The sequence below is a fragment of the Ralstonia insidiosa genome (assembly GCF_008801405.1).
Lineage (GTDB): Bacteria > Pseudomonadota > Gammaproteobacteria > Burkholderiales > Burkholderiaceae > Ralstonia > Ralstonia insidiosa.
In genome coordinates this window covers 2,217,330-2,239,158 of record NZ_VZPV01000001.1, presented here as the reverse complement: position 1 = coordinate 2,239,158, position 21,829 = coordinate 2,217,330, and the positions used below count along the sequence as shown (strand labels likewise).

General features: G+C 61.6%; 24 protein-coding genes. 21 read left to right on the top strand and 3 right to left on the bottom strand.

The window, feature by feature from the left end:
* Positions 1 to 6: 6 nt before the first annotated feature.
* From F7R11_RS10675 to F7R11_RS10635, 9 genes are all read left to right on the top strand, one after another.
* Positions 7 to 333, top strand: coding sequence for a hypothetical protein (locus F7R11_RS10675; RefSeq protein WP_064803411.1), 327 nt, complete (start codon positions 7 to 9; stop codon positions 331 to 333).
* On the top strand, positions 333 to 581 hold the full coding sequence (locus F7R11_RS10670; protein ID WP_064803409.1) for a hypothetical protein: 249 nt from the start codon (positions 333 to 335) through the stop codon (positions 579 to 581). Before F7R11_RS10675 ends, F7R11_RS10670 begins: the two co-directional genes overlap by 1 nt.
* 9 nt (positions 582 to 590) lie before the next feature.
* Complete coding sequence (locus F7R11_RS10665; protein ID WP_064803407.1) at positions 591 to 812, top strand: hypothetical protein; 222 nt, start codon at positions 591 to 593, stop codon at positions 810 to 812.
* Positions 813 to 962: 150 nt separating this feature from the next.
* Positions 963 to 2,534, top strand: a complete 1,572-nt coding sequence (locus F7R11_RS10660) for a hypothetical protein (protein WP_064803405.1) — start codon at positions 963 to 965, stop codon at positions 2,532 to 2,534.
* A 12-nt stretch (positions 2,535 to 2,546) separates the two neighbouring features.
* Positions 2,547 to 2,879 carry a DUF2523 family protein gene (locus F7R11_RS10655; protein ID WP_064803403.1) on the top strand — a complete coding sequence of 111 codons (333 nt, stop codon included), beginning with the start codon at positions 2,547 to 2,549 and terminating at the stop codon, positions 2,877 to 2,879.
* A 4-nt stretch (positions 2,880 to 2,883) separates the two neighbouring features.
* On the top strand, positions 2,884 to 4,227 hold the full coding sequence (locus tag F7R11_RS10650; protein ID WP_064803401.1) for a zonular occludens toxin domain-containing protein: 1,344 nt from the start codon (positions 2,884 to 2,886) through the stop codon (positions 4,225 to 4,227).
* Positions 4,228 to 4,311: 84 nt separating this feature from the next.
* Positions 4,312 to 4,506, top strand: coding sequence for a hypothetical protein (locus F7R11_RS10645; RefSeq protein WP_064803399.1), 195 nt, complete (start codon positions 4,312 to 4,314; stop codon positions 4,504 to 4,506).
* 1 nt (position 4,507) lies between these two features.
* Positions 4,508 to 5,068: a hypothetical protein gene (locus tag F7R11_RS10640; protein ID WP_064803397.1), complete on the top strand. Its 561-nt coding sequence runs from the start codon at positions 4,508 to 4,510 to the stop codon at positions 5,066 to 5,068.
* Between the two features lies 1 nt (position 5,069).
* The gene (locus F7R11_RS10635; RefSeq protein WP_064803395.1) at positions 5,070 to 5,273 is read left to right on the top strand and encodes a hypothetical protein; all 204 of its coding nucleotides are present in this window, start codon (positions 5,070 to 5,072) and stop codon (positions 5,271 to 5,273) included.
* A gap of 253 nt (positions 5,274 to 5,526) precedes the next feature.
* Here the strand turns inward: F7R11_RS10635 and F7R11_RS10630 are convergent, their stop codons facing one another.
* Positions 5,527 to 6,024, bottom strand: a complete 498-nt coding sequence (locus tag F7R11_RS10630; protein WP_231973203.1) for a hypothetical protein — start codon at positions 6,022 to 6,024, stop codon at positions 5,527 to 5,529.
* Between the two features lie 48 nt (positions 6,025 to 6,072).
* Between F7R11_RS10630 and F7R11_RS10625 the strand changes: the two genes are divergently transcribed.
* Positions 6,073 to 6,318 carry a hypothetical protein gene (locus tag F7R11_RS10625; protein WP_231973201.1) on the top strand — a complete coding sequence of 82 codons (246 nt, stop codon included), beginning with the start codon at positions 6,073 to 6,075 and terminating at the stop codon, positions 6,316 to 6,318.
* A gap of 285 nt (positions 6,319 to 6,603) precedes the next feature.
* Here the strand turns inward: F7R11_RS10625 and F7R11_RS10620 are convergent, their stop codons facing one another.
* Positions 6,604 to 6,993: a hypothetical protein gene (locus tag F7R11_RS10620; protein ID WP_064803392.1), complete on the bottom strand. Its 390-nt coding sequence runs from the start codon at positions 6,991 to 6,993 to the stop codon at positions 6,604 to 6,606.
* A 50-nt stretch (positions 6,994 to 7,043) separates the two neighbouring features.
* Positions 7,044 to 8,744, bottom strand: coding sequence for a site-specific integrase (locus tag F7R11_RS10615; RefSeq protein ID WP_064803390.1), 1,701 nt, complete (start codon positions 8,742 to 8,744; stop codon positions 7,044 to 7,046).
* Positions 8,745 to 8,963: 219 nt separating this feature from the next.
* Between F7R11_RS10615 and nikR the strand changes: the two genes are divergently transcribed.
* From nikR to F7R11_RS10560, 11 genes are all read left to right on the top strand, one after another.
* Positions 8,964 to 9,407 (top strand): nickel-responsive transcriptional regulator NikR, encoded by a 444-nt coding sequence (gene nikR / locus F7R11_RS10610; RefSeq protein WP_064803388.1) that lies wholly within the window; start codon positions 8,964 to 8,966, stop codon positions 9,405 to 9,407.
* 97 nt (positions 9,408 to 9,504) lie between these two features.
* Positions 9,505 to 11,610, top strand: a complete 2,106-nt coding sequence (locus tag F7R11_RS10605; protein WP_064803386.1) for a TonB-dependent receptor — start codon at positions 9,505 to 9,507, stop codon at positions 11,608 to 11,610.
* A 372-nt stretch (positions 11,611 to 11,982) separates the two neighbouring features.
* Positions 11,983 to 12,378 (top strand): DUF2946 domain-containing protein, encoded by a 396-nt coding sequence (locus F7R11_RS10600; protein WP_231973199.1) that lies wholly within the window; start codon positions 11,983 to 11,985, stop codon positions 12,376 to 12,378.
* Positions 12,379 to 12,813: 435 nt separating this feature from the next.
* Entirely contained in the window at positions 12,814 to 13,983 is a 1,170-nt protein-coding gene (gene moeB, locus F7R11_RS10595) for a molybdopterin-synthase adenylyltransferase MoeB (RefSeq protein ID WP_064803380.1), read from the top strand.
* 15 nt (positions 13,984 to 13,998) lie between these two features.
* Positions 13,999 to 14,466, top strand: coding sequence for a M67 family metallopeptidase (locus tag F7R11_RS10590; protein ID WP_064803378.1), 468 nt, complete (start codon positions 13,999 to 14,001; stop codon positions 14,464 to 14,466).
* Positions 14,463 to 14,783: a MoaD/ThiS family protein gene (locus tag F7R11_RS10585; RefSeq protein WP_064803376.1), complete on the top strand. Its 321-nt coding sequence runs from the start codon at positions 14,463 to 14,465 to the stop codon at positions 14,781 to 14,783. Before F7R11_RS10590 ends, F7R11_RS10585 begins: the two co-directional genes overlap by 4 nt.
* Entirely contained in the window at positions 14,780 to 16,648 is a 1,869-nt protein-coding gene (locus F7R11_RS10580; RefSeq protein WP_064803374.1) for a CoA transferase, read from the top strand. The genes F7R11_RS10585 and F7R11_RS10580 overlap by 4 nt, the downstream gene beginning before the upstream one ends.
* The gene (locus tag F7R11_RS10575; RefSeq protein ID WP_064803372.1) at positions 16,645 to 18,294 is read left to right on the top strand and encodes a class I adenylate-forming enzyme family protein; all 1,650 of its coding nucleotides are present in this window, start codon (positions 16,645 to 16,647) and stop codon (positions 18,292 to 18,294) included. Before F7R11_RS10580 ends, F7R11_RS10575 begins: the two co-directional genes overlap by 4 nt.
* Before the next feature lie 17 nt (positions 18,295 to 18,311).
* The gene (locus F7R11_RS10570; RefSeq protein ID WP_233177084.1) at positions 18,312 to 19,505 is read left to right on the top strand and encodes an acyl-CoA dehydrogenase family protein; all 1,194 of its coding nucleotides are present in this window, start codon (positions 18,312 to 18,314) and stop codon (positions 19,503 to 19,505) included.
* Positions 19,506 to 19,570: 65 nt separating this feature from the next.
* Entirely contained in the window at positions 19,571 to 20,701 is a 1,131-nt protein-coding gene (locus tag F7R11_RS10565; RefSeq protein ID WP_231973195.1) for an MFS transporter, read from the top strand.
* Complete coding sequence (locus F7R11_RS10560) at positions 20,698 to 21,828, top strand: hypothetical protein (RefSeq protein WP_064803366.1); 1,131 nt, start codon at positions 20,698 to 20,700, stop codon at positions 21,826 to 21,828. Before F7R11_RS10565 ends, F7R11_RS10560 begins: the two co-directional genes overlap by 4 nt.
* Position 21,829: the final 1 nt, after the last annotated feature.

Below are 21,829 nucleotides of genomic sequence, written 5' to 3'. Positions count from 1 at the left end.
GCAGTCATGTCTCAGGAAAACACACCGGGTGCACAGAAGCCCGCTTCCATTAAGCCCATGCAGGTGATGGTTCGTGGCCGCATTGAGCAGATGCGTTCGTTCGATGGCACGCGGTACACGCGAATCATCACGCCCGCGCCGGACGCTTACAGCCGTCCGCAGGTGGTTGAGGTGCGCGCCAAACAGAAGCTCGGTGAGAAGGGCGACGAAGTGACGGTGTTGTGCAGCCTGGGCGGTTATCAGCGCAAGCCGTATCAGTTTAAGAACAAGGACACAGGCGAGGTGGAAACCATCGTGCCGGTCGATCACGTGCTCGACGTGGTGGAAGCGTAATGGCTCAGTGCGTTCTGGTCGCCGACGGCGGCGCGTTGACGGTGACCAACGATGCGCCGCAGGCGTGTCAGGGGTACCTGATGCTGACGCCTGGGGAGTTCCAGAACGCGACCACGTTCTACACGTGGATGCAGGTTCCGTCGCAGGCAGATTTGGCGACAGTGTTTGTGACGGCATTTGGGCTGGTGGCGGCGTCCTACTTGGTGGGCTACGCAATCGGTCGTTTGGTCGCCATGTTCAATGACTAGGAGTCAATCATGAAGGGCAATTTGGGCAACAAGATCGCAGTGGGTCTCACGTTGACGGTTGGTGCGGCTGGTGCAGCGATGGCGCAGGCAACTGGTCCGGACCTGTCGAGCATCATTTCGGCGGTGGCCATCGGTACTGTGAGTGCCGGGATCGTTTCGATGGGTGCGGTGAAGATCGTGCCGAACGTGACGAAGTGGGCCGTCAACAAGCTGGTCGGCTTCTTCCGCTGATTGGTCGCATTGCAGTGCGGACGGCTCGCCTTGTGCGGGCCGTTTTTGGTTAACGGTTTAGGGGGTCCCATGTTCTGGTTGCTGGCGTATTTCCTGTTGGGCGCTGCGTGCGGTGTTGCTGCTGTTCGTGGGTTGAGTGAGGGCTGAGCGATGGACAAGCGTCTGAGGTTTGCGGAGTTTTTGCTCGACTTGGCGTGCGTGTTTCTGATCGCTGGCGTATTGATGGCTGGTTCGGCGCGCGCGGCAGTGGGTTACGGTGGGTGCACGATGCCCGGGCAGATGTGCATTCAGGGCAATAGTGTGGGCGTCGATGTGTCAGCGAGACAGAGCGGTAATGGTGTGCCGCAACCGCCGTCCAACAACGTGATGAACGTGCTGATACCGATCACCGTTGGTGTTGCGGCTGTGGGCGTTGCTGCTGTCGCCATTCCTGCCGTGGGCACTGCTGCGGTGGCGGGTGATGTGATGGCTTCGGTTGGCATGACGGCCATTCGTGGGGGCATCATCGGCGGCGTTGCTTTGGTGACGTTGATGAATCGCCTTGGTGGTGATGTTTCGCTTGATAGCAACGGGCAGGTAGTTGCGCCTGCGTTGTCTGCCAGCGCGGGTGACGTAGGGTTTAACGGGCATCAGTGGTTTTGCAATTGGGGCAGCGCTGGTGGCGGCAGCGGGTATGGCGATAGTCCGGATGCTGCGTGCAGGGCGAGCATGCCGAGTACTTGGTATCAGTACGGTGGTGTGGTTGCCAATGGTGATGGTACGTACACCGGCACTGCAAAAATTCTAAAGAGCGATTTGGATTTTTATCCGTATAGCAGGGCGAACCAAACGGGCGCCTGCGCCACTGGTTATGTGAATAGTGGGTCTGCGTGTTCTCCTGATCCGTCTGCGCCGAAGCAGGCTGCTACTGATGCGCAGATTCAGGGTGCCATCAAGGCGCATCCTGACTCGTGGCCGTCGATCTACAACGATATGAACTGTGGGCCGACGCTGGCTCTCACCGATGGGTCTACCTCTGACCCGTGTTATGGCCTGTATAGCGATTCGCGCACTGGCTTCGGCGTGTCGTTTTCTACTGGCGGTTCTAGCTGGACGAACAACGGTTGCGCGGTGAATAGCACGTCGTGCCCGTCCGCAACTGTGACGACGGCGCCCTCGACGGATTCGTCTACTAAGGTCAACGCCGATGGCAGCAAGACGACGACGACGAACACCACGACCAAGACCACCACGGTGACGGGCACCAACGATCGGACTAACCCTGTTGAGGGGCAGACCACGATAACAACATCGACGTCGACAACGGTCACGAATCCGGACGGCAGCACGACCACCACGACGACGACGACGACCGATCAAGCGCCGCCCGCAACTGGTGGCAACCCGGCGAATCAGCAGGACAAGCCGCAACCGACGACGGCTACGCTCGTGAGTCCGGACATCAAGCTGTACGACAAGAAGACGAAGACGTTTGGAGATGTGCTCAACGCTTTTGCTAACACCGTGAAGGCTTCTGCCATTGGGGCAGGTGTGCAGGGCTTTTTTACCGTGAATGCGTCTGGTACTTGTCCGCAGTGGGTCGTGCCTCAGACGGATTGGACACCGTCGATTGCGTTGGGGCCGATCTTCTGCAGCTCGTCAGCTTCATTGGCGTATCAGATTGCCGGGTATGCGGTGCTCGCGGCCGCTGCCTTTGCCGCGTTTGCGATTGCCTTTCTGTGAGGGGGCTGAGCGATGTTTGATGCCATCATCAATGCCCTGTCTTCTGTCCTGGCGTGGTTCGGGAAAGTCTTTGTCGCGGTGTTCCAGGCGATGTGGGACATCACCATCGACCTTGCGATTGCCGCCTTCGATCTGTTCCTGTCGGCAGTTGCCTCGTTGATCGCTGCGGCTCCGGCGCCTCAGTTCCTTACGCAGTACTCGTTGCAGTCGCTGATTGGTCAGATGGGCAGCGACATCCTGTACTTCGTTTCGGTTTTCAACATCCCGCAGGGCTTGGCGATGCTCGGGGGTGCTGTGGCGTTCCGGCTGTTCGTGCGCAAGCTCTTTACGCTCGGCCAGTGGTGACACCATGATCAATTTCTTTGAAGGTCTGCCGCGTGCGGGTAAATCGTACACGGCCGTTGTGAAGTGGATCCTCGAAGCGATCATCAAGGGGCGGCATGTTGTCACCAATGTCGATGGCTTCAACATGGAGATGGCTGCCGAGCTCACCGGCGTTGATGTAGAGCGCGTGCGCGAGCTGGTGAAGTGCATCGGTGACGAGGATATGCCGCGTCTCTATGAGCACGTCGTGAAGGATGCGCTCTACGTGTTGGACGAGGCGCAGGATTACTGGCCGTCGAGCTTCAAGCCGCTGGACAAGCCGATGACGAAGTTCGTGACGCAGCACGGTCACGACGGCATCGACATTATCTTGATGGGGCAGGATCTGAACGACGTGCACAACATCTGGAAGCGTCGTATCGACCGGAAATATGTGTTCCAGAAGAAGGACGTGGTCGGCAAGCCGAACGAGTTCAAGTGGACCGTCTACAAGAAGGTGAAGGGGCAGAAGGGGGATCGCTTCGAGAAGGTGTCGGACGGGTCCGGGGAGTACGAGGAAAAGTACTTCGGTCTCTACAAGAGCCATACCGACGGCACGACGAACACCGATACGCTGGAAGACAGTGCTGCGAATATTTTCAAGACCAAGGCCTTCCGGGTGTGGATCCCGCTCTTCGCCTTGGTTGCGTTCGGTGCTATCGGCTATCTCGTGTACCTGTTCAAGGGCGGTGGTTTGGTTGGGTCCAAGCCGGAGGAAAAGCACGTGGTCACAACGAGTGTCACGAGCTCGAGCACGCCGCCGGTGGCCGGTGCTGAGAAGGTTCCCGCAGCTCCGGCCGCGAAAGCTGCGGATCCGAAGCCAGCGCCGGAGGACGACGATTTCATTGCTGGTCTGGCGAAGAAGTACCGGCCGCGCCTGGAAGGGTGGGCACGTGCTCGTGGCCAGGCCGACGTGCTGGTCGCTTGGTATGACGACTCATCACGCGTGCGTGAGCGACTGTCGGCCGCGACCGTGGAGGAGCTGGGTTGGAAGGTGCAGGAGTCGCAGTACGGCCAGCACGTCATCCTGGCGAAGGGAGAGCGGCGCATCGTCGTGACGATGTGGCCCATCGATATTTACGGCAAGGTGCCGGAGAAGCAGGTCGAGGGTGTGCGTGCGATGTCTGGCGCTGATTTGCGCAGCGCACGCGATGAGCGTGTGCAGGACTTTGGCCCGGAGGGTTGGCCCGCCCAGGATGACCAGGTGATGGGTCGTGGCGTCGTGGATCTGCCGCCGAGCATTACGAACATCCCGGACGATGCCGCGCCGCCGCGGCATATCCGGCGCAGTGCTGCGTACGACGGAACGCAGCATTGGTCACATGGGTAATTTTCGTTACGGGGAAAAGTGTAACAGTAATTGAATATCCGTTACGAGTAACGTAAAATAGATTCATCAGATCGGGAGGCGAATATGCGTGACGTAACGAATAATTCCGTTGTTTCCGGGCCGGTTTATACGGAGTCTGAGCTGATGGCGATCCCGGAGATTCGGGAGATGTTCCTGGAGGACTGTCGTCGTCGTGCGCTGCGCCTTAAGGTTGCGCTGTGGGGCGGTGTTGCGAGCCTTCTGGTGCTCTGCGTCGTTGCAGTCAAGGTGTGGGGTTGATATGCGTGACGTAACGGATAACGTGACTGGCGAGCTGGCTGGTGTAGAGCAGAAGCGTGGCCGTGGTCGTCCGCGCAAGGCGCACGCGATGAGCAATGCAGAGCGGCAGGCAGCGTTTCGAGCTCGTCGCAAGGCTCAGCAGCCGGTTGAGGCTAAATCCGTTACTAAGTGCATGACTGTAACGGAAATGCTTTCCGACGTTGATGCCTACGATGAGTGCCGCCTCGAGGTGGAATGGTTGCGTGCTGAGCTGGTGGAGGCTCGTAAGCGTATTGATGAGCTGGAAGGCTATTTGAACGGGCGCGACCGTGAGAACGATCATTTGGCTGAGGTTTGCGACGAGTTGTTTCGCGTGCGTTACGAGTTGTCTGTTCAGCTCGATAAGAACGTTGATGCTGAGCGGGAGATTGAGCAGTTGGCGCGTGAGCTGGTCTCAGCTCGTGCGGCGATTGATAACTACAAGATCGAGCTGCTGCAGGTCTATGGCAAGGTCGGCAGTGGTGAAGTTGCTGTCAAACCTGTTACGCGTAAGCGCGTAACGAAAAAAGTCTTGCGAGGCTGAGATGCTGGATCTGACGCGAATCAACGAGGTTCCTGGTGGCGTGCCTGACCGCTTTTCGATTTTGGCTGACACCTCGTGGGGCTCTGATGCTTGGTCGGTGACGCTTGAGGAGTTGATAGAGCGTGCGATGAAGGAGCGTGGGGTGTCGCGCCTGCGCTTGGTGATCTCGTTGCACTCGATCGATGACGTGATCGATATGGACTAGCGTCGGGAGTGTCCGCGCCCATGACCAGGCGGTAGAGGTGGGGCGTGGGCGGGATCTCTGGCGGTTGTCGCACGGCCAGTGCGGCTGGCGGGACCGAGCAGCGGGTACGACCAGGTAGGTACATACAAGGCTGCCCACATCCAAACACCCCCTCTCTTGCAAGCCCGCTTTTCTCCTGCAGGAAAAATCGCCAGCAAAGCTAGTCCTGGCGCGGGCCTTCAAAAACCATCGTGTGGATCTCCAGCTGGGATTTTCAGCAGCGGTTGCGATACAGCGCGTCTGAGACGGTGTGGAACCGGTCGTTCAGATAGTTCATCCATTGAGCCGTCCCACCGTGGCGTTGGCTCGCCAAAATTCCCTCTTTCTCTTGCCGTAGACCGATGCAGGTTGCTGCAGCGGCGTTTGCTTGCGCTGCCTGTACCTGGGCGGCTTGCCGGTCTTGCGCTGCCCACTCGCCGCGTTGGCGTGCGATGCGGGCGTCAGCTTGGCGCGCTAGCTCGGCCGTCCACGGATCGATGCTGCCCGATTGCTGTGGCTGCGCCGGTGCTGGTGGCGGTGGCGTGTATGTGGGCTGTGTGTTGACTACTGGTGCGGGCTTTGGCGGCTCAGGTGCAGGTGCTACGGCCGGTTCCTGATGGGTGACTGCCGGGATGGCAATTTCGATCTTGGCGCCGTTTCGCGGGTAGTACTCGTAGACGTATAGGCCGCCGGCAAGGCAGATCAAAATCGTCCACAGGTTGATGTTGCGCATCGCGCACCCCATTGCTAGTGTTGCGTAAAGATAACACGCAGGGGCGAAGTGTCTGACGATGAAAAGCGGGCGCTGGCGCGCGAGATCCGGAACCTTTATTGGCACATCCGGCATCTGCGCCGTGGCATCCAAGACGCGCCGCGTAGGCGCTACTACAGGAAGATCGAGAAGAAGAAAAAACGCCTGCTCGATGCAGGCGTTTCGAAGAGGGAGGTGCTGGACTTGCTGATGTGTTGCCGGTCACGCGGTTGCCGGTTCCGCGCGTGCCTGGATTGCACGCAGCGCCTGTTGTAGACGCGCCCACAATTTGCGTCGTGATTTAACATAATGCAAATTACACGCGTTTCGTAGTAAAAAGGCAGGGCCGAGATGTGACGCAAACACACCGCTCCAACGGAAAGATGGGTCGAAATTCGCCACTTTCCAACGGAACCCTACGTCGTAATGTCAGATTCGACCGCTTGTGCCATTTGGTACCTGCGTTGCGTGCCCCAATATCGTTGAGTTCCTTTAGGGACACGATTCTGTTAAGACTGTCCGTAACCACTTTTGACCTTCCCCGCGCCGCGGAGACACTGCCTAGGTGCGTCGCAACCGCACGGTGCCGGGTTCAACTTGTTCAAGCGCCAATTCCTCGCCGATTTGCCACCCCAACTGTTCAAGCAGTTCCGATGGCAGCGGGACGATGAAATCGCCGGTCCCGTCCGTTGCTTCGACGCCGGTGACGCGCCAAACGAGTCGTGTCCTTGTTATTGTCAAATACTTGATCAGAAGCTGGCGTAAGGTCTCATCACTTTCTGGAAGAGTTAGCCAACCAGCACGGTTGTCGTCGGAGTACTCAGCCCAAGCCTGGACGACTTCATCATCTGTGGCGGTGACGGCAGTCGCTTGCAAGCAAAGCACCATCCTGTCGACATCGTTGGCAAACTGACTTCTAAGTTCTTGGCGCTCCTGGAAGGTCGGCTTCATAACGGTCGGACTCCATTGGTAATGGCTTTCGGGCCATTGCGGCCTTGATTTCATTCTGCCGCAAAAGCCGCATTGATCTGCCGAGCCCGCTTCACGTCGTCACCATGCAGATAGATCGACGTCGTCGAGATGGACGCGTGCCGCAGGTTATCCCGCACGGTGGTCAGTTCCGCACCGCGCGCGAGTGCGTGAGTGGCATGCGTATGCCGCATCCAGTGTGGGCTGGCCTTGCGTAGCTTCTCAGCCATTACTGCATGGTCGTTCTCGATGACATCGGCGGCGGTCTCAAAAAACCGCCGCACCACACTCCACAACCGCGTTCCCGTAATCCCGCCGCCAGGATCCAACCCCAAGCCACCAACCAGCGGCGTCTTCGGGTTCCAGCGCGACCGCGTGACGGGCAGCCCGCGCTCTACTAGGTAGCGGTCGATAGCCGAACACGCGAGCGGCGGCAGCGCGACCTTGCCGGCGCGGCTCCCCTTCCCCACCAGGTTCAGCCAGTGATCGCCCTGCCGATCCGTTTCGACGTCACCGAGCTTGGAAGAAACGAGTTCGCTCGCCCGCAGGCCCGTTGCATAGCCAAAATCCAATACAAAACGCAGCCGCTGTGCGGCGGGTGCTTCCCAGCCGTAGGACCACTCCAAACCGTCGGCAATCGTGCGCACGAGCGCCCATTCGCCGTCGCTAAATGCATGCGAGGCATCCAGCGCGGCAGTCCTGCCGCCGCCGCGCACCTTGACGCCAGCGAACGGGTTGGCCAGCATGTAGCGCTGCTGAATCAGCCACCGGAACATGGCCCCCAACACGGACAACGCGTAGGCGACCGAGCGCGCAGACAACCCGTCCGTGAATGGCCGCCACTCGACGGATGTGCGCGGGCGTGCCGGCCCGACCCAGCGTTCTCGCGGCGTTGGTCGACGCAGGAAGCCACGGTAGGCGATTGCATCCTCGGTGGTCAGTGACGATAGCGGCCGACCGCGTTCGACGATCGCCCACAACATCAAGCGCTCGGCTTCTTTGCGGTACGCCCGCTGGGTTGCGGGGGATTCGTGTAGGGAAAGCCAGGCCTGGACGGCCTCGTAGTCGTTGTCGGCAGTGAGCACGCAGGTCGCGCGCGGCGCACGGAATTGCCCTTGCGAGCCGTCGACTTCGTGCGGCAGCCGCAATTGCTCCCAGGGCACCACCACACCGCGGACCTGTGCAGCGATCAGCGCCCGGGCACGCTCGGTCAATCGCGGGTGTTCGGCAAAGAACGCCTCGATCCGCCGCGCACCAGCCTGCCCCAGCCCAGGAATGGCCGCCCACCAACGACGCCGGCGCGGCACGCGGACGGTCAGATCCGCCAGGGTGTCGATGCCGACGGCCCGCAGTGCGGCGACGGCGCGCGCGTCCAGCCATCGTTCCACGTCATCGCTGATCAGCGGGGCTGGCAGCGGCAGCGTGCGAAGCAGTTCGATCGCCTGGTCAGCCGCCCTGCCCTGTTTGGCGCGCTCAGCCGCTGGTATCTCAAACAGTACCGCCAGGTCCTCGCGCTGCCGCTGGCGCGCAAACGTGGCGAGCTGGAGCCGGATGCGGCTGAGCACGCTGCGCGAGGACTGCCCTGGCACCCGGCGCTCGCCCAGGTACCGCTCAACGGCTTCGCGGGTGGACAAACCAGCATGCCAGGCACGCAGCGCCGCCAGTTCGGCGGTGTCGGGGAAATCAGGTGGGGTGTCGACCGAGGGATGAACGGGAAGCAGACGCGTTTTCATAGAAGGCAGTTTAGTGCTTCAATGCAGCTATTGCGATAAGAATAGTTATCATGTGTGATGGACTTTTGAAAGTCCACTATCCCGATAGATCGGTACAAGCTCCCATAAGAACTCCACTCGCGTGCGCGGGCGTATCTGCTCAGTACAATCGAACCACTTGCCTGCCCTGCCTAGCCCACCCCCGGGCAATGCACAAAGCGGGTGCCTTGATGCCCCACTATGGAACGCTTCACGATCTCTCTGGACGATGCGCTGGCCGCCGAGTTTGACCGGCTGATGGCGGAGCACGGTTACGCCAACCGCTCGGAAGCGGTACGCGACCTCCTGCGCGTGCACCTGGACCGCTGGCGAGAATCGCACAACGAAGATGGCCCCTGCGTGGCCAACCTGTCGTACATCTACAACCACCACGAGCGTGAGTTGGCTGAGCGGCTGACGCGCATCCAGCACGCCCACCACGGCCTGACGGTGTCCACCATGCACGCGCATCTGGATGATGAGCACTGCATCGAGACCGTCATCCTGCGTGGGCCTGCCAGTGCCGTGCGCCGTCTGGCCGATGCCATAAGCAGCGAGCGCGGCGTCAAGCAAGGCCAGCTCAACCTGATCATGACCTCGGGCACCCCGGACGACCACGGGCACCACCACCATCACCCGCATTGAGCCCATCACTGGCAAGCATGTGACGCCAAACTTGCATGTTGGTATGAAGTTTGCATAAATCTTCATACACAAATATCAAGCGTCAGGGAGTGGGTGGATGCGTGCGAGTCAGGCGTGGTCGATCGGAGCGCTGTGGGGGCTGGGCTATGCCCTGGTGCATTCAGGTGCTGCCCATGCGGGCGGCGTGCAACAGCCCGAGGTGCAATTGGAGGCCACCACCGTCAGCGGCTCTGCAGCCACCGCTGCGGCCACGGGTGAGGCGGCCAACCAGGGCTACGTGCCGCGCGCCCAACTGGAGAACCGGCCCCTGCTGCGACCGGGCGAACTGCTGGAGACGGTACCAGGCCTGATCGTCACCCAGCACAGCGGCGACGGCAAAGCCAACCAGTACTTCCTGCGCGGCTTCAACCTCGACCACGGCACAGACCTGGCCACCACCGTGGCCGGCATGCCGGTCAACATGCGCACGAACGCGCATGGTCAGGGCTACACCGATCTCAACTTCGTCATCCCCGAGCTGGTCAGCGGCATTGCCTATAAGAAAGGCACTTACTTTGCGGAAGAAGGCGACTTTTCCGCTGCCGGCGCGGTACGCATCGACTATGTCGACCGCCTGCCGCAGGGTATTGCGCAGTTCGAACTGGGTGAGCACAACTACCGGCGCGGCCTGCTGGCCAACGCCAACACCGTCGGCCCCGGCACGCTGCTTTACGGCTTCGAGTGGCTGGGCGAGAACGGCCCGTGGACGGTGCCCGAGGGCGTGCACAAGCTCAACGGTGTGCTGCGCTACACCGTACCGCTGGGCGGCGGCGAGCGTGTAAGCATCACCGGCATGGCGTACAAGAACGCGTGGCAGTCGACCGACCAAGTGCCGCTGCGCGCCATCAACGAAGGACTCATCTCGCGCTTTGGCGCCATCGACCCGACCGATGGTGGGGCCGCCTCGCGCTACAGCCTGTCGGTCGACTGGTTGCGCCCCCTAGCCGACGGACAGCTCAAGGCCAATGCGTACGTCATCAAGAGCCGATTGCAGCTGTTCTCCGACTTCACCTATGCGCTCAACAACCCCGTGCAGGGAGACCAGTTCGAGCAGTTCGAGAACCGGGTCACCACGGGTGTGAATGCGTCACGCACGTGGCTGGGGACATTGGCAGGGCGCGAGAGCGAAACCGAGTTCGGCTCGCAAACTCGGTTTGACCGGCTCGACCCGATCAGCCTCAGCAACACGGAGGCACGCCAGCCCTACGCACTGGTGCGCAGCGACACCGTGAACGAAACCAGCACCGCGCTCTACCTGCGCAACAGCACGCAGTGGCTCCCGTGGTTACGCACCATTGCTGGCGTGCGGGCAGACCAGTTTTGGTACAACGTGGCCAGCAGCAACCCGCTCAATTCGGGCAGCGGGTCTGACCACATCGTCAGCCCCAAGCTAAGCGTGGTGCTGTCGCCCACGGCGCGCACCGATGTGTTCATGAACTGGGGCCGGGGTTATCACAGCAACGACGTGCGCGGCGCGACCACCACCGTCGACCCCGTGAGCGGAGACCCTGTGCAGAAGGTGTCAGTGCTGGTACCCGCCACCGGCTACGAGATCGGCGTGCGCACGCGGGAGCTCGCACCCAACCTGCAGCTTTCCGCATCGTTGTGGCGGCTGGACATTGGCTCCGAGCTTGTCTTCTCGGGCGACACGGGCACCACTGAGCCAAGCCGGCCCAGCCGCCGCACTGGCGTGGAATTGGCCGCGTACTACACACCGCTGCCGGAGCTGATCCTGGATGCGGATGCGGCTTTCTCGCGCGCCCGCTTTCGCGACAGCAATCCGGTAGGCGACTACATTCCCGAAGCCATCCAGACCACCGCATCGGCCGGCGTCTCGTGGGCGCACGAACGCTGGACACTGGGCGCGCGCCTGCGTTACTTCGGCCCACGCCCGCTGGTGGAAGACAACAGCGTACGTTCTGCATCGTCGTTCCTGGTCAACCTCAAGCTCGGCTACCGGGTGCAGAAGAACGTGCGCGTGTTTGTTGAGGTGCTGAACGCGCTCAACAAGAAAGTGAACGACATCGACTATTACTATGCCTCTTTGCTCAAGGGCGAAGCATCACCGCTGGATGCCAATGGCGTGGCCACAGGCATCAATGACCACCACATCCACCCGGCCGAGCCCCGCACGCTGCGTGCAGGTATTGTCTGGAATTTTTAGGCAGGAAGATCGCAGCAACGCCGTCTCATGAACGCGAGCACATGGCACGCGTGAACGCGCTGACTCAAATACGGCCAACAGGCTATTGCCCCACACCATATGGGAGAGGCAACTCAAATCATCGGTCGATTAGCACAGCAAGTCATGACCCACATTCGTTTGGCGATATGCAGCATGAAGACGTGGGGAATAAAATTGGGCCAGTAAAAACAGATCCCATTCTTTTCCCCGCGGCAATTTGTCACTAGATCATCTGCAGCATCCCAGCTATTAACTTGACGGCATCTTCGTCACCGATCGTCGGCTCAACTTGCGCATGTGAGACAGCAAGGTTTTCGCTCGACTGCATGACGCCGATGATAAAATAATCATATGGAAATGAACCGGGACACACGCTACGTTGCCACTTGGATCGTATGTTTTGCGGTCCTGCTGGCGGCGCTTGCGCCGTTCATTTCTTTCGCGCTGTCTGCCACCAAGGGGGCCGATGACTTGTGGGTCCAGGTTTGCTCGGTCAAGGGCTCCAGGCTGATCAAGGTCGAGGGCGAGCAAAGCAGCACGTCCTCCGCGCCTGCCAAGTCCATACCGACCGAACATTGCCCTTTCTGCTTCACGCATGCAGGAGCGGTGGGACTTCCTCCTGCGGCTGAATTCCATCTTCCCCTTCTGAACGGGACGCCCATGCGGCCCGTGCTCTACTACCAGTCGCCGCGCCCGCTGTTTGTTTGGGCCGCGCCGCAATCCCGCGCTCCTCCATCGCTTTCCTGATCGCTGCTGGCGTTCGTGCCGCTGCTTGAGCGGCACGCCGTCGCACGCCTATGGCCTTGCTCCGCCGGTGTTCATTGCCGGAGAGCAAGCATAAATCCAACGGGACGTCCGTCGGGTTGATGCACTGAATACGCCGGGCCGTGCCCTTGGCGACATGACCGCTGCTCGCTGCATGCCAGGCGCGGTCCATCGCTGCGCACCCGATACGTTCCCCTTTGATCAGGAGCTGCACCATGCCGTTCGCTACCAGGCGCGAGTTGTCTCGACTCGCCCAGTTTTTCCTTGTAATGCGCTGCTTCAACGTTGCCGCCATCACCGCGCTGGCGGTGTGGCATGGCTACGCTTTCTATACAACGCGCTCACTGTCGGTCATGCCGCTTCACGGACAGGGAGACGACTGTCTGTGTTCGATTAATGAGCGTAGGGGGTAGTGCGATGAAGCTGCTCCCTTTGGTAGAACCGTCGGCGAACTTGAGCGCGGCGGAAATCAGTCGCTATAGCCGGCATCTGCTGTTGCCCGACGTGGGTCTCGATGGGCAGAAACGCTTGAAGAGCAGCAGAGTGCTGGTCGTTGGCGCGGGTGGCCTAGGGTCGCCAGTTTTGCTGTACCTTGCGGCCGCCGGCGTCGGCACGATAGGTATCGTCGATTTCGACGTGGTGGACGAGTCAAACCTGCAGCGGCAAGTCATTCACGGCGTTGCCGACTTGGGCAAGCCGAAGGCGGAAAGCGCGCGCGACTCGATCCACGACATCAATCCCTACGTCAAAGTCCAGCTATACATGGATAGGCTGGACGCGTCGAATGCGCTGTCCATCTTCGGTGGGTACGACTTGGTTGTCGATGGCACCGACAATTTTGCGACCCGCTATCTGGTCAATGATGCCTGCGTGCTGGCAGGCAAGCCCTATGTCTGGGGCTCCATCTTCCGCTTCGAGGGGCAGGCCTCGGTGTTCTGGGAGCAAGCACCAGACGACGCCGGGCTCAACTATCGAGATCTGTACCCTGAGCCACCGCCGCCCGAACTTGCTCCGTCCTGCTCTGAAGGCGGCGTGCTCGGCATCCTGTGCGCGTCGATTGGCGCGATGATGGCCACGGAGGCGGTAAAGCTCATCACAGGCCTGGGCGATACTTTGCTGGGCCGGCTCGCTGTCTACGATGCGCTAGACATGAGCTATCGCTTCATTCCGCTGCGACGCGATCCAAAGCGCATGCCGATTGCTGCGCTAACAGACTACCAAGCGTTCTGCGGCCTGCGCCGTCAGAGCGATCAAGATGCTGAGCCCCCCTCCATCAGCGCGCCCGAACTCAAGCGCTGGCAGGATCGCGGCGACAACTTCCAATTGATCGACGTGCGCGAAGCAACCGAATGGGACATCGTGCGCATCCCCGGGGCACAACACATTCCTAAGGACCGGGCAATGTTGCCGGAGTTCGCTTCGCAGCTTGATCGAAACGCCCCAATTGTCCTGCACTGCAAATCCGGCGCGCGCTCCCGCCAAGTTCTGTTAGCGCTGCAAAAACAGGGCTTTACCCGGCTCTGGAACCTAGATGGCGGCATTCTCGCGTGGATCAAAGAAGTTGATCCCTCGCTGCCAGGCTATTGAGCGAAGGAGGATAAGGTGCTTGTTATTCTCGCCGAACTCATCGACGCCATGCTGGCGCAGGCCAGGCAGGACCACCCACTCGAAACCTGCGGCGTCATTGCCGGCCCGGTTGGCTCGAATCGCCCCATGCGGCTGATCTCGATGCGCAATGCTGCGCAATCGTCCGAAGCCTTCCGCTTCGATTCGCTCGAACAACTCCGCCTCTGGAAAGAGATGGAAGAGCGTGGCGAAGAGCCGCTCGTGCTCTACCACTCGCATACCAGTTCGGATGCTTATCCAAGCCGGGACGACATTGCCTGCGCCGCCGAGCCGCACGCGCATTACGTCATTGTCTCCACCGACGCTGCGTGCGAACAGGCCGTTCGCAGTTTTCGCATCTTCGAAGGCTGCGTCGTCGAAGAATCGATCAGGACGGTTGATCACTACGTCCCGCCACACTCAATTGCCTCCCCCACTCCGACCCCGGAGAAGGAAATGTCATGACCATCATCGTTCATATCCCCACCCTCTTGCGCCCGCTGACTAACGATCGGAAGCGCGTTGAAGCGAGCGGAGCGACGATCCGCGACATCATTGCGCATCTGGAACGCTATCACCCCGGCATCCAGCAACGGCTGATGCAGGACGGCCAGCTACACCGCTTCGTGAATATCTACGTCAATGACAGCGACATCCGCTTCTCCGGCGAACTGGACGCTGCTGTGCGCGAAGGCGACTCTGTCACGATCTTACCTGCGGTCGCTGGCGGGTCGAGCCGTGCGATTCGCTTGACGCAGGCAAGCAGGGAGCACGCGAGATGAAGCAGCGGCCGCTTCTACCTCATTGCACGATCACAGGATTGCCGGCAACCGCTAGCCCTCTGTTTGGGCCGCTCACTTCTTCGCTCGACTATCAGAGCGTGGTTCTGGGCATGGCACAGATAGCGCCGCGGGTATGGGAATGTGGGCACAGCCTGTCCTTTGGCTTGCTGCTTCCCGATGCGTCGCCCATTACGTGTGAGATAAGCGGCTGGCCCGACAGCGCGGCGGCAACCACCGAATTCACTTTGCAGGCGGCATGTGGCCTGATGTCTGTGCACGGGCGTGCCAGCGGGCGAATGCAGCCGCTAGGTGTGAACTATGTCTCAACGCTGGCAGCGACGCTAGCACTGCAGGGGGCGCTAGCTTGTGCTCTTGGGATGCGGCGAGGCGTGCCCTGCGAACGGGTTTCGACCTCTTTGGCGTCGGCGGGCATGCTCGCAGTTGGGCAGTATCTGGCTGGCGCAACCGCGTTGGAATCGCCCGAGAAAATCCTGCCCGGCAGCAGTTCGACGACAGAGCGGCCGCCCTTCGTATCGGCCGACGGCGTGGTGTTCGAACTGGAAACGCTCGATGCGCCGCCTTGGCGCTCATTCTGGTCAGAAATCGGCGTCGACATGGAAAGCGCGGGCAAGGGCTGGAATGGTTTTCTGCTGCGTTACGCCAAGGCCGTCGCCCCGCTGCCCGCCACACTGATTGACGCGCTAGCGCGTCTGCCCTATGCACGGATCGCCGAGGTCTGCGCGCATACCGGTGTGGCAATCTGCCCGGTGCGCTCGCTACAAGAGCGCGCTGCGGACATCGATGCACATCCGCTATGGCGGCGAGGGCCATGGGCTTTCACGAGCGAGACAGGCGAGTCCGCGCCTTATGGCTCGAACCGCGCCACCGGCCCGCTTCCTTTATCCGGCATGACGGTTATTGAATCCTGCCGTCGCATCCAGGGGCCGCTGGCCGGCCATCTGCTGGCAATGCTCGGCGCGACCGTGATCCGCATCGAGCCTCCGGGCGGCGATCCGTTGCGCGGCGTACCGCCAATAGCCGAGGGTGTATCCGCCCGCTTCGATGCCCTCAACCGATCGAAAATCGTGCGCGAGATCGACATCAAGGCAGCGCATGGCCGTGCCGAGATTCACGCACTTGCGAGAGAGGCAGACGTGTTCCTGCACAACTGGGCGCCCGGCAAAGCCGCTGCATTGCAACTCGATTCGGCAGATTTACGGCGCATCAATCCGGCTCTGGTGTATGCATACGCCGGTGGCTGGGGTGATGGCGAGCAGGCGTTGCCCGGCACCGATTTCGTGGTGCAGGCTTATTCCGGTATCGCACACAAGATCGCCCGCGCCTCCCACACCGATGGTGGATCGCTTTTCACCGTGCTGGATGTACTGGGCGGAGCCGTCGCCGCGCAAGGCGTGACCGCTGCGCTACTGAGCCGATCGTTGCTGCCTGCAGGACTGCGCATGGAGTCGTCGCTGCTGGGCGCGGCAAGCCTGCTTTGCACTGAGGATTTGGATGCACTGCTCCATTCGCGGGAAACACTGCCGTCGGACAGCGTCTTGCAAGCGGTCTACCCGACGCGCCAAGGCTGGCTCGCGCTCGATTGCCCGGATGCGCGGACGATGGCTGCCCTAGCAGGCGCCGCCGGCCTCAGTAGGGACGTATCTGCAACAGAACTGCATGCCCGTCTGCCCGAGGCGTTGTCGTCGAAAACTGCATCGGAATGGCTCGCCGTGCTCGAACCACTCGGTATTCCCGCCTCACTCGCGCCGGATGACTTGAGCGAACTGCGTGACAACCCCCGGTTGGCTGCCGGCCTGGTGCCCGGGTCTTATACGCGCGTCAATTCTCCTTGGAGCTTTCAATGAACGCTGCCGGCATCATCGATCTGGTTCCTGGCGGCCTGCGCCGCGAATGGGCGCGGCGGGGCCTGTACCCGAACCGCTCTGTTTTTGAGATGTTCCGTCAGCATGCCGAATGCAATCCCAGCAAAACTGCTGTGCTGTCGCCTGCTGGCAGCGTGAGCTACGGTGAACTGCTCGACGGAACGCTGCGGCTGGCAGCTGGCCTGAAAGCGCGCGGCATCGTCGCTGGCGACGTGGTGGCTTACCAGTTGCCGAACACCTGGCACAGTTGCGCCATCGATCTGGCGGCGGCGGCACTCGGTGCGGTGGTTGCCCCTTTCCCGCCAGGGCGGGGTCGGCTCGACATCGAATCGCTGCTCAAACGCTGCCAGGCGCGGGCGGTGATTGTGACGCCATCTTACGGCGAGCTTGATATGTGTCAGCTCATCGAATCGCTGCGGCCTACCGTCTTGTCGCTACGCGTGCTGATCATCGATGGCAGCGCCCGTGAGGGCTGGCATGGTCTGGATCACCTGCTGCAAACACAACCCATCGCCCCCCAAGACTTACCTCCGGTCAGCCCCGACGATCCCGTGCGTTTCCTCGTTTCGTCCGGCACCGAGTCGGAACCCAAGCTTGTGGCGTATTCCCACAATGCACTGCTGGGCGGCCGCGGGCGTTTTTTACAGCGACTGCACCCCGACGGCGAGTCGTTTCGCGGCCTGTATCTTGTGCCACTCGGCTCTGCCTTCGGCTCGACGGCAACCTTTGGCGTGTTGTGCTGGCTAGGTGGATCGGTTGCACTGTTGCCGAAATTCGAGGCGACGCAGGCGATCGAGGCGATCTCGGCTTTCAAGCCGACACATGTTCTCGGTGTGCCGACCATGCTGCAACGTATGGCCGCCGACCCCATGCTGGCCGGCATTGACAAGTCCAGTCTGACTGCACTGGTTTCAGGCGGGGCGGTCATCGATCAAGCCAGCATCCGCCGCTGCATCAATGCTTTCGATTGCCGCTTCATCAGCCTCTACGGTTCCGCCGACGGCGTCAATTGCCACAACACGCTGGAGGACGAGGCCGACGTCATTTTCAGAAGCGTGGGCCGCCCCAACCCCGCCGTCTGCGACATTCGGATCGTCGATGCGTCTGGGCGGGCGGTACAGGACGGCGAGGTGGGAGAGATCACTGCCCGCGGCCCGATGTCTCCGATGCAGTACGTCAATGCACCGGAACTTGACGCGAAGTATCGTGATGCAGAGGGCTGGGTCCATACCGGCGACCTTGGCTTTATCGATGCCGACGGCCGGCTAGCGCTGGCCGGACGTAAGAAGGACATCATCATTCGTGGTGGCGCGAACATCAGCACGGTCCAGATCGAGAACCTCGCCACCGCCTACCCGGACGTAGTGAGCGCGGCCTGCGTGCCGGTGCCCGATCCCGACCTAGGGCAGCGCGTGTGCTTGTGCTTGACGATGCGCGACGGCGTGGCGCGTCCGGCATTGGCCGAGATCTCTGGTTACCTGCGCAGCAAGGGGCTGGAAACCAACAAGCTTCCCGAGTACCTGCGCTACATGCGCCGCTTCCCACTCACACCCGCCGGCAAGGTGGACAAGAAACTGCTAGCTGCGGAAGTTGCGTTTCTCGAACTCGGCATCGGGATATCCCATTGATCGCGCAGGAGAAGACATTGTCCGCCCTCCCACTCCATCTCGGCATGCCGGCGCAGTCGCTGGCCGATGCCGTCAAGACCTTCACCGACGACCTCATCGTGCCGAGCGAGCCGGTACTGGCCCAGGGCGATGCCCAGGCCGCCGCAAAAATGGCTGAGCTGGCGCATACCGCGCGGGAGGCTGGGCTATGGGGCCTGTTCTATCCTGCTGACCACGGCGGCAAGATTGCCTCGCTGGCTGAATACCTGCCGGTTGCCGAACAGGAAGGCCGTTCGGAATACGGGCCTGCGATCTTCGGCAGTCGTACCACGCTGGACGTACATATGCTGCGCCGGCACGGCAGCGCTGCTGTCCGCGAGCGTTTCCTCACGCCGTTGGTGGAGGGGAGCGGCATCGGCGCTTACGGCATGTCGGAGCCGGATGCCGCAGGATCGGTGCCGGCGACGATGCAGACCCGTGCCGAGCTGACCAGCGGCAAGTGGATCGTCGAAGGCCGCAAGTGGTACATCTCCCGGGCCGCACAAGCTACCTTCGTCACGGTCGTGGCACGTACCCGGCAGGAGGCCGCTCCGGAACACGCCTTTTCAATGATTGTGGTGCCCACCGACGCAGCGGGCTTTCGCATCGAGCGGGAGATGCCGGTCCTGGGCCGGCTGCAGGGGCAATGCGAATTGTCCTTCGACCAGGTATCGGTGCCTGAGAGCTACGTCCTTGGGCAACGCGACCGGGGGCTCGATCTAATGCAGGAGCGATTGGCCCTGGGGCGCACGCTTAACGCCATCCATTGGGTCGGGCTGGCACAGCGCTGCTTCGATTTGATGTGCGGGCGTATCTGCTCGCCGCGCGGCGCCCTGGCCCGGCTGCCGGACAAGCAGTTGGTGCGACAGCACGTCTTTCAAGCGCATCAAGCCATCGCCAGCGCACGTTGCCTCGTCAGGCTGGCGGCCGTCAGCGTGGACCAGCAAGAGCGCAGCGAAGTTGCGGTCAACATGGCGAAAGTCGCAGCATCGCAAGCACTGCATGTTGCAGCCGATTCCGCCATCCAGATATTTGGCGCAGAAGGTCTCGGCGACGAGACTCCGCTCTCCGGCATTTACCGCATGGCCCGCGCCACGCGCATCCTGGACGGCGCGGACGAGGTGCTGATCAACCACATCGGCAAGCAGCTCTTGCAAGCCTATGCCGAGTCGAAAAGCGAGACGGCGCAATGAGGGCGGCGACCAAATTTTTTCGCCGAACGGCACGGGTCGAGCTTGGGTTGAGTGCAACGTTGACCATGGCGATGGCTCTGCCAATGCTGATCCTGTATGCCATCGGCACGCTGGGGCCGTTCCTGATCCGCGACCTGCATATCGAGGCCGGGTGGTTAGGCTATGTCACGATGAGCGCCTTCGGTCTCGCCGCCGTTCTCTCGCTTGGAGCGGGGCCGCTGGTGGAGCGGCTCGGCTCGCGGCGTGGACTGTGTATGCTCTTTGCGGCGGTGGCTTTGGCCTACGCGGCAATCCTTGCCGTGCCGGGCTTTGGCGGCGTGATTGTTGCCGTCGCCATCTGCGGGGTCGCGCAGGCACTGTCGAACCCAGTCACCAACCTGCTCATCGCGCAGCGGGTTGCGCCCGAGAAAAAAGCGCTGATCGTCGGTCTGAAGCAGTCCGGTGTACAGATCGGCGCACTGTTTGCCGGTCTGGCGCTGCCGGGGCTAGCGGCCCACTACGGCTGGCGCGCCGCGCTGGGTCTGATCGCGCCGGTTTCACTGCTGATGTGCCTGCTATCGCCGCTGTCGGCACCGGCACCGGCACGGCGCGCGACACAGGCCAAAGGTCGCGCAGCTCTGCGCCCCAACGGACTGTTGTGGCGGTTGATGGGGGTCCAAGGCTGTGTCGGCATGGCCCTATCGTCCTTCGTCACCTTCCTGCCCTTGTTCGCCACCCTGCACGGAACAACGCCAGCGCAAGCCGGCCTCATGGTCGCTACGTTTGGGGCCACGGGCATTTTTTCCCGCGTGGTGCTGACACCGTTGGGAGCCCGACTCAAGGACGAATCGCAATTGCTGCTCGCACTGCTGGCATTCGCCGCACTGGCCGTCGGCATCACCATGTGCTCGGACTCCACTACGCATTGGATGCTGTGGGCTGGCGCTGCGGGGATGGGCTTGACGGCGGTGGCGACCAACGCGATCGCGATGGGCATGCTGCTGAGAGACCCGATCTTCGGCGGCGCGGCCACGGCCTCGGGGCTGCTGTCGGCCGCGTTCTTCGGTGGCTTCGCTGTCGGCCCCCCGCTATGCGGGGCGGTGATCAATTCCCGTTATGGGTTCTCAGGGGCATGGACGCTTGCCATCGCAGTGCTGATGGCAGGATGCGCGATCGCCCTCTCGCTGGCCCGGGTGCGCGCGAGGAGGGACCGATGACCACCTCGCCGTTTGCGGAAAACGATACGTTGAGCCAAGCGGAAATCATGGCGGCGCTGGAGAACCTCTGCACACGCATGGACGCCGTCGAAGTGCAATGCGGTGCGGGTTTTCCGCTCTATTCGGTTGGCACTGAGGACTGTTGGGTCCTCTCAGAAGGCGGTTCGTGGGTCGGCGGTTTCTGGGCAGGATGCTGGTGGTTGCGAGCACGCCTAGCGGGCGTAGCGAGCGAACGGCTCAAAGCCGTGCAACTGTGCGAGCGGCTTGCGCCCAAGCTCAAAGCGGATTCCATCCATCGCGCCATGCTGTTCTGGTACGGGGCAGCACCGGGCGCACGCTGGTTCGGCAACGAGACTTGCGCGCAGCAGACATGCGCCGCAGCCGAGGCGCTTGCCGCCTCATTTCACCCCGAGCTGCAATGCATTCCTACCGGTACCGCTATCGGCGGTGGCAAACATGGCGGACAGCACATTGGCATCGATGCGCTAGCTGCCGTCATCCGGTTGCTGACGTTGCGCGAAGCGCCGCGATGGCAAAACGCTGCTCGGCGGCATACCGATACGGTCATCTCCACCTGTCTGACCGAAGATGGGGCCTGCTATGCCGAGGCCGCGCATACCGGACGGTCTTTCACGCCGATTGGCCGGGCCGGAGCGTGGTCGCGCGGGCAAGCGTGGGCCATGCTAGGACTGGCCAGCGCCGCGCGGTGGGGTGAGCCGTATGCACAGCAAGCGCGCTCTGCGTGCGAATACTGGCTGCGCTCACGTCCATCGTCCATGCCGCCCGATCGGCTGGATCAACCACAAGGCATCGAGGACCCCTCTGCTGCACTGATCGCAGCGATGGCGATGCTCTCCTTGTGCGAGCACGCCGGCGAAACGCGCTGGCGGACATTCGCCGAACGCCAGATCGCTGCAATCGTACGCAGCCGTTACTTGACCAAGCCCGGCAACGAAGCCGACGGCGTGCCCGCAGGGATTTTTTGGGGTGCTTGCATCAGAACGAGACCGGATCGGCACGAACTAGTCGAATCCGCCTGGGGCAGTTTTTTTCTGATGCAGGCGCTGGCAATGCTGGCAGGCAAAACCGATGCGGCCCTTTCCGGTCGGTCAATTTCCATTTTTTAAC